This is a genomic window from Nostoc flagelliforme FACHB-838, assembly GCF_014698065.1.
GTDB lineage: Bacteria > Cyanobacteriota > Cyanobacteriia > Cyanobacteriales > Nostocaceae > Nostoc > Nostoc flagelliforme_B.
Genome location: NZ_JACJSI010000326.1, coordinates 1 through 6,701, shown reverse-complemented (window position 1 = coordinate 6,701; position 6,701 = coordinate 1). Strand labels below are relative to the sequence as shown.

General features: G+C 38.4%; 7 protein-coding genes. 3 read left to right on the top strand and 4 right to left on the bottom strand.

Translation table 11 applies throughout. From position 1 onward, the window contains the following. On the bottom strand, positions 1–261 hold a 261-nt coding region (locus H6G97_RS42465; RefSeq protein ID WP_190946560.1), incomplete at its 3' end, for a hypothetical protein. Between the two features lie 1,346 nt (positions 262–1,607). Between H6G97_RS42465 and H6G97_RS42460 the strand changes: the two genes are divergently transcribed. Beyond that, the gene (locus tag H6G97_RS42460; protein WP_190946559.1) at positions 1,608–4,517 is read left to right on the top strand and encodes an NACHT domain-containing protein; all 2,910 of its coding nucleotides are present in this window, start codon (positions 1,608–1,610) and stop codon (positions 4,515–4,517) included. On the opposite strand, the gene H6G97_RS42455 is transcribed toward H6G97_RS42460, so the two are convergent. Together H6G97_RS42455 and H6G97_RS42450 are read right to left on the bottom strand one after the other, a co-directional pair. Continuing rightward, positions 4,509–4,694, bottom strand: coding sequence for a hypothetical protein (locus H6G97_RS42455; protein WP_190946561.1), 186 nt, complete (start codon positions 4,692–4,694; stop codon positions 4,509–4,511). The two genes, H6G97_RS42460 and H6G97_RS42455, sit on opposite strands and share 9 nt — an antisense overlap. A gap of 40 nt (positions 4,695–4,734) precedes the next feature. After that, positions 4,735–5,220 carry an HlyD family secretion protein gene (locus H6G97_RS42450; protein WP_190946558.1) on the bottom strand — a complete coding sequence of 162 codons (486 nt, stop codon included), beginning with the start codon at positions 5,218–5,220 and terminating at the stop codon, positions 4,735–4,737. A 21-nt stretch (positions 5,221–5,241) separates the two neighbouring features. On the opposite strand from H6G97_RS42450, the gene H6G97_RS42445 reads away from it, so the two are divergent. Together H6G97_RS42445 and H6G97_RS42440 are read left to right on the top strand one after the other, a co-directional pair. Then, on the top strand, positions 5,242–5,751 hold the full coding sequence (locus tag H6G97_RS42445; protein WP_190946557.1) for a helix-turn-helix domain-containing protein: 510 nt from the start codon (positions 5,242–5,244) through the stop codon (positions 5,749–5,751). A 231-nt stretch (positions 5,752–5,982) separates the two neighbouring features. Continuing rightward, on the top strand, positions 5,983–6,297 hold the full coding sequence (locus H6G97_RS42440) for a transposase (protein WP_190946556.1): 315 nt from the start codon (positions 5,983–5,985) through the stop codon (positions 6,295–6,297). On the opposite strand, the gene H6G97_RS42435 is transcribed toward H6G97_RS42440, so the two are convergent. Continuing rightward, positions 6,280–6,564 (bottom strand): hypothetical protein, encoded by a 285-nt coding sequence (locus H6G97_RS42435; protein WP_190946555.1) that lies wholly within the window; start codon positions 6,562–6,564, stop codon positions 6,280–6,282. The two genes, H6G97_RS42440 and H6G97_RS42435, sit on opposite strands and share 18 nt — an antisense overlap. Positions 6,565–6,701 lie beyond the last annotated feature (137 nt).

Here is a 6,701-nt window from a genome sequence, read left to right as displayed (position 1 = left end):
CAAATCGTGAGATGCTTTTTGTAATTTTGTTCGCTCACCCTTGGCGGCAGCATCCTTAATCATCTGCATTCTCAGTGGGCTATCTGTTAAGTAAATATTGATCAACTCGGCAACAAACTGATCACCATCGCTGTCTAGCATAGTTCGTAAATCTTGTAAAATACGCAAATCAATTACCAGTTGTAAATTGGGAATCCCAAACTTTTCCACAATTTCTTCAAGCGCTTGAGTATCACTTGGATGACTAGTTCTGTAGCTCATAGGTCTAAAAATATACTGCTTATTCTATATAAAACATTTTCAATACTCAGTGTCAATTGTAGAATGACGGACTATTTGCTCGAAACCGCAAATTTTTGTCACAGTCCAAATTCTTTTGTATTGCCTGTTCAAGCTGTGTCGAGCGATTGTCATGGCGCTTAGGTGTAAATAGATATGCTGTGTACATAAAAGGATGAATGGGAATGGGAACAATTGTTTCCAAAATATGACTAGAACAATGATTCAGCGATCAGAATCATGACGAAAAATCAAGTTTCGGGCAGGAGTCGCGCCAAAATGAGGCTTTGATTTTTTAAGCATTTGTTAGCTTCCAGTAAATCTAACCACTGTTTTGAATTGCTATGCTTGGCAACAGTATTCAGATAGACATATTTTATACTTTTGTAAACTGATGACATCATAATAAGCATCTATTAAGCTGTCGATAAAAGAACACACTAATCTAGAACAGCTAAAAAACTTTAGCTGTTCTAATTTTTATGATGTGGCTAAAAATCTCAAAAACATGAGTGAGCAGCACTACCTAGCTAAAGTAATTTTTGAATATCACTATAGGCACGGTAGAATCCGCCACTAATAGTCTGCGAACCCAAAAATGCGCTTTTTCAGGCTGGGTTAAGGAGTGATTGCCCTTACGCAGCGTTTCATGCGATCGCTGTAAGCAAGATTTGCAGTACTTGTACAGAGGTATAAATAGTTATCAAAGTATAAACTGAATCTAGTAAAAGATGATTGTAGTAAATTTATATACTCTATTGATGTGAATAACTCGATAGAGTATTTTTGTGAAAGTGCGCCTAATGTAAGCGTTCGCCTCATCCCTGCCCTTGTTACAACCGCGCCTCCACAGCCTACGATTGCTCACCTTGGGGTGATGGTGCATTCATGTTTGACCAAATTTTGATAACCATTGGTTAACACGCATTCAGCCAAAGGTGTTGTACTGGGCTTGGTTGATTGCGTCTAATCCTTGTATAGTGCAGCTTTAAAAGTTTTTCGCTCTCTTTGCATAAAGTACAAAACTTGAACTGAATAGTATTACATAGTGAACGAATTATATGTAAAGCAGGGGGCAATAGTTTAAAACTCCCATATTTAATTTTTTTTTCCAAGTGCTGCTCTGGACTTCATGCCCCAGGGCAGTTTTTCATTGCATAGGTGGCTTGAGTCAAGTACCCATTGTCAGCAATTGAAATTCTCGTGTAGGGCGTTGTTTACTCGCTGTAGGCGGAATATTGCGCTAGAGTCCGTAAAAGCGTTAACCTCAGTTGTAGCAAGCGTAAACCCTGATCAGCAGTAAAACTCCTAGCACAGGCATTTAAGCAATGGCAAAGATTCAGCAGATTTGGCAACGTTGGATTCCTGGACTGCTTGAGAAAACAGTAAAGCGTGGAGAAACAGTGGAGTCGGGAGCAGAAGTTACTAAAGCTGCTTTGGAATTTGCGATCGCATTAGGCGTGCTAGCGAGTGTACCATCAGCACCAATAGTTGCGGCGGGGTTAGCATTTGTAGGAATTGGACGGAAAGGCTTGACATTGTTACATGAGAGAACAAATCAAAAATTTGAGATGGAAGAATGGGTAGCTTTTGCTTGTCCATTAGCTTATATAAATAGTTTTAATGCTTTAGTTGAGAGAAACGTTTGGTTACAGGAAAAACTGAATGCAGAGTTAAAAGAACAGGAAGTTAAGCTTCAGTTTCACCAACTGGGACAGTTAGAATTAGACAATAGTAAAGCTGAAGAAGCACTAAAGCAGTTTCCAAATTCAACATTAGGACAAGCTTTAAATCAAGAGTTATCTAGTTACCTAGAAACAAAAGGGATTAGACCAGAGATTGCATCTCTAGTAACAGGATGCGTAGCCTGGGATACATATAATTATATCAAGCAGCTTTTTTCTTACGAATCAGAGGATGTGCGCCAAATCTTAAGTTTGATGATAATAGCAGCACAAGAAGTAAGAGCTAATGAGAAATACGCCAGCATAAAGCTATACCTGAAAGAGCAGATATCGCCCTCATACAGCGACCCGTTACTAATGGAAAGATGGAAGGTAATAGGTGAAGAATTTAAAATTACTGAAATTTATGTGCCACTAAAAGCTCAATTGTTAGATAACAATGGCAAACCTAAAGAAAAGTCATCTGTTGATTTAGAGAATTGGGTAACAGAGCAACTGAATAAACCTGAGACAAATAGGCAAGTTATTTTTATTCAAGCAGGCCCAGGGCGAGGTAAAAGCGTCTCTTGTAAAATGTTTGCAGAGCGGGTAAGAAAAGAACTTCACCCAATTTGGACACCAATACTAATTAGGCTAAGAGACATAGATACTTTTGAGCCAAATATCGAAAATACACTCCGTGCAGCTGTTAGAGAAAATTTTGCTAACAGAGATGATTGGTTGAGCGATCGCAATACTCGATATTTATTTATACTAGATGGTTTTGATGAATTACGTTTTGAAGGAAGAACAGCAAAAGGAATTGAAGATTTTCTTGGGCAAGTAGGAAACTATCAAGCGCAAAGAGTATGTAGACATCAATTCATAGTGACTGGAAGAGAATCAGCGTTGCATGGAATTGAAAATCGGCTACCAGCTAACTTAGTTAGATTAGAAATAGCATTAATAGATGACCAGATCCAAATGCAATGGTTATCAAAGTGGGGTAGATTAGTTGGACAAGATAAAGCATTAGAATTTCAAAAGTTTCTCGAAGCAGATAATTGCCCTGAGCGTGTTAAAGAATTAGCGCGAGAACCACTGTTACTGTATCTTTTGGGGGCTATGCACCGAGATAACGAGTTAAATATCAAAATGTTTGAAGGTGCTAATGATGCTCAAGCTAAAATAATAATCTATCAAAAAACACTAAATTGGGTTTTAACAAAACAACGTCCTGAAAAGCTTAATCTAGAACTTACAGAATTTGATACAGAAGACTTGCGCCTGATTTTAATTGAAGCGGGGTTATGTGTTACTCAGTCTGGAAGAGAATGGACTTCAATTAAAGCAATCGAAGAACGGCTCAAAAATGATAAAACAGCCAAAGAGTTGTTGGAATCAGCACAAAAAAATCTTAACGAAAGTCCTTTAAGAAATGCGCTAGCAGCCTTTTATCTTAGACCAGCAAAAGCATCCTCTTCAACAGAGGGCGCTGTAGAGTTTATTCATAAGAGTTTTGGGGAATTTCTCTGCGCTCAGAAAATAAAAGAAAGCTTGAAACAGTGGACAAAAATAGATTCTGAAAGTAGACGTGAGAGATATGTTATTGATGATGACAAGCTAGCAGAAGAAATTTATGATTTATTTGGCTACGGTGGATTGACACAAGAAATTGTAGAATACTTAATTGCTCTGCTTGATTCTGAAGAGAAGTTTCAATATTTAAAATTGTTTGAACGATTAGAAAATTTCTATTTTGATTGGTGTCAAGGGAAATTTATTAATGGATTTCCGAAAAATCTTCCTCTAAATCAAATGCAAAAATTCCAAACAGAAAAAATATTGCTTGATTTAAGAGAAGTTGATATATTTACCGGACTGAATGTAATGATTCTTCTCCTAGAGTTACATCGTTATGCCCAAGCTAAAGATGAGTTAAAGGATAATATTATTTTTTATCCCTGTAGCTCAGATGAAAATTTTGAACCTAAAAAACTTTTTCATATATTAACTTACAGTAATAGTGTTAATTCGGATACTTTTTTAAATACAATTAGTCCTTTTCTTTCAACTATTAACCTCGAGAGAGCTTTTTTAGAACGCACTAGCCTTTCTCAAGCTAACTTAGAAGGTTCTAATCTCGAAAATGCTGATCTTGAAAGTGCTGACCTCAGGGGGGCAAGCCTAAAAGCAGCTAAACTTTATAAAGCTAACCTTTATAAGCCTAATCTCTCAGCAGCTAATCTTGAAAGTTCTAATCTCGAAAGTGCTAACTCTTGTCAAGCTGAACTTTCGTTTGCTGATATTAAACAGGCTAACTTAAAAGGAGCTAATCTTTTAATGGCTAGCCTCCAAATGGCTGATCTCTCAGGTGCTAACCTTTCAGGTGCTAATTTAAGAGATGCTGACCTCTTTCGCGCTGAACTTAATAATATTACTTGGGATAAGAATACAAACTGGAACAATGTGCAAGGATTGGATGAAGCACTAAACGTACCTAAAAGCTTGCTTTCGCAATTAAGCTCAACTGCCTATCCCTTGCCCCCAAAAGACACTCCACCGTCACCCTGACCCCACCGCCAACCCTGTCAGCAGCCGCCCTCGATAGAACTCCTGCTGTAACGCTGAAAGCACTGCCAGCACCCCAAGCTCCGACCAATCCCCCAAATCCTCGCCATGCAGAGATACTCGGTAGTAGCCGCAAGGGATGCGATGCCTACGGCAACCCGAAACGGGAACGCACTTCACAGGATAACCCAGTGCTATTAATCAGCAATTTGAAGAAATTTTATTTAGTTTCAACTTTTACAACTGCTGACATTCCCGGAATAAACCGAGATTCATAACCTTGAAGACTTGAGTGATCAAATAGAATCTTGACAGGAATTTCATGTAATGAATTACTAGAAGCTGAATTGGTTGTCAGACTATCTTGTGGCATAAAAGCGATACTATCTACCTTGCCTTGAAACTGCCGATTAGCAAAGGCTGAAACTGTAATTTTTACCTTTTGCTCTGGCTGTATTTTTTCTAACTGCTTTTCGGGAAAATAAGCAATAATCCAAGGACGTGGCTGTATTATTGATAAAAGAGTTTGCCCTGGAAGCACCTGCTGTCCTACCTGTACATTTTTATTCCCAACTACTCCACCGCTCAAAGTCGCAATGCTAGTATAGTTCAACTCCAGTTGTGCTTTTGTTACCTCTAGCTGCTTTTGAGCAAAAGTAGCGTTATACCAATTTAATATGAAGCTACATATAATAGATGGAGGCAAACTTGATAAATTTGAATACTCATGAGCCGTCCTTTTGAGATTGAAATCGCAGAGAGCGAAGAAGAACTAAAAAAACGTCTGCAAACAGCCAACTTGGGAAACCAGAAAGAAAAACTTATTATGTTGTGGTGGATCAAAAGTGGACAAGTAAAGGAACAGCAAGAAATCGGAAAACGCTTGGCACGAGATACCTCAACGGTCACGAGATGGTTGCAGAAGTACAGAACTGATGGGCTGTCAGGCTTATTAGAAATCAAGAAAGCGCCAGGGGCAAAGCGGAAAATCGATGATGCTGCGATCGCGGCACTTGAGGAGGAGTTAAAAACAGGAAAAGGTTTTAGTAGCTATGGTGCAATAGTGGAGTGGTTAAAGCAAAAGCAGGGGCTTGATATCGAGTATGCAACGGTTTATGCATTGGTTCGATATCGATTAGGGGCAAAACTAAAAGTACCACGTCCTCAAAGCCATAAGCAGGATGAAAAGTTAGTATCTGAGTTTAAAAAAAACTCGGAATCATTCTTAATTGTCTAGAAGAACATTTAGCACCCGGCAAGTGTGTTCGCTATCTGTGCCAGGATGAAACTAGGGTTGGACTAAAAACTCTTACAGGAAAAGTCATTACAGCTTCCGGAGTCAAGCCCACTGTTAAAGTAATATGGCCTCGTGACAATTTTTGGATTTATGGAGCCATTGAACCGAAGACTTGCGACCATTTTCTTTATGAGTACCCAAAACTGGATGGCGAGTGTTTTCTAACAGTTTTTGGACTGGCTATCTGTGCAATTAGGTAGCGATTACGCTATTTTACAGATTGATCAAGCACCTGCTCATACAAGTTCAAAGCTCCGTTGGCCGGAGAATATTATTCCTCTGTTTCAACCAGCATCAGCCCCTGAACTCAACCCGATTGAGAGACTTTGGCAACTACTCAAGAAACCGCTCAAAAATCAACTTTTCTCTTCTTTACAAGCTTTACGTGAACGCATCCAAGAAATATTCGACCAACTTTCATTTGAGCAGGTAATTTCAGTCTCTTCTTACAACTTTATCCTGGAAGCTCTATTCTATGCAGCTTAATATTAAATTGGTATTAGCTACTTTATATTGTTGCTCATTTATCTTCTTTTGCTGATTTAGGACTTGCAGTTGTAAAGTTCTTTTTTTTCTGAAAGCTTGTTGTTGTATTTGAGCCTTTTTATTTTCAGTAACTGGTTGTGGTGATGGAATCTCAATAGCAATTTCGGGAATTTTCTCTTGTGCCAATGCTGCTTGCTGTTTAGCTAATTCTAAAGATGCTTTTGCCCGTGCCAAAGATAATTGATAGTTGCTTTGATCAAGTTTCACTAATACCATGCCTGGAGATACCATTAGACTTGTCCGAAATATTAACTTAGGAAAAGAAAAATGGTAAAACGTTTAAGTAAGTGTCTACCATTTTTCTGTATTAGTTATGGTTTTTGATTATATCCAGAAGTATCCGC

What these genes read in the sequence shown, in the direction of transcription:
- H6G97_RS42460 (WP_190946559.1), top strand. Translation starts at nt 1,608, where the DNA reads ATGGCAAAGATTCAGCAGATTTGGCAACGTTGGATTCCTGGACTGCTT.
- H6G97_RS42445 (WP_190946557.1), top strand. Translation starts at nt 5,242, where the DNA reads ATGAGCCGTCCTTTTGAGATTGAAATCGCAGAGAGCGAAGAAGAACTA.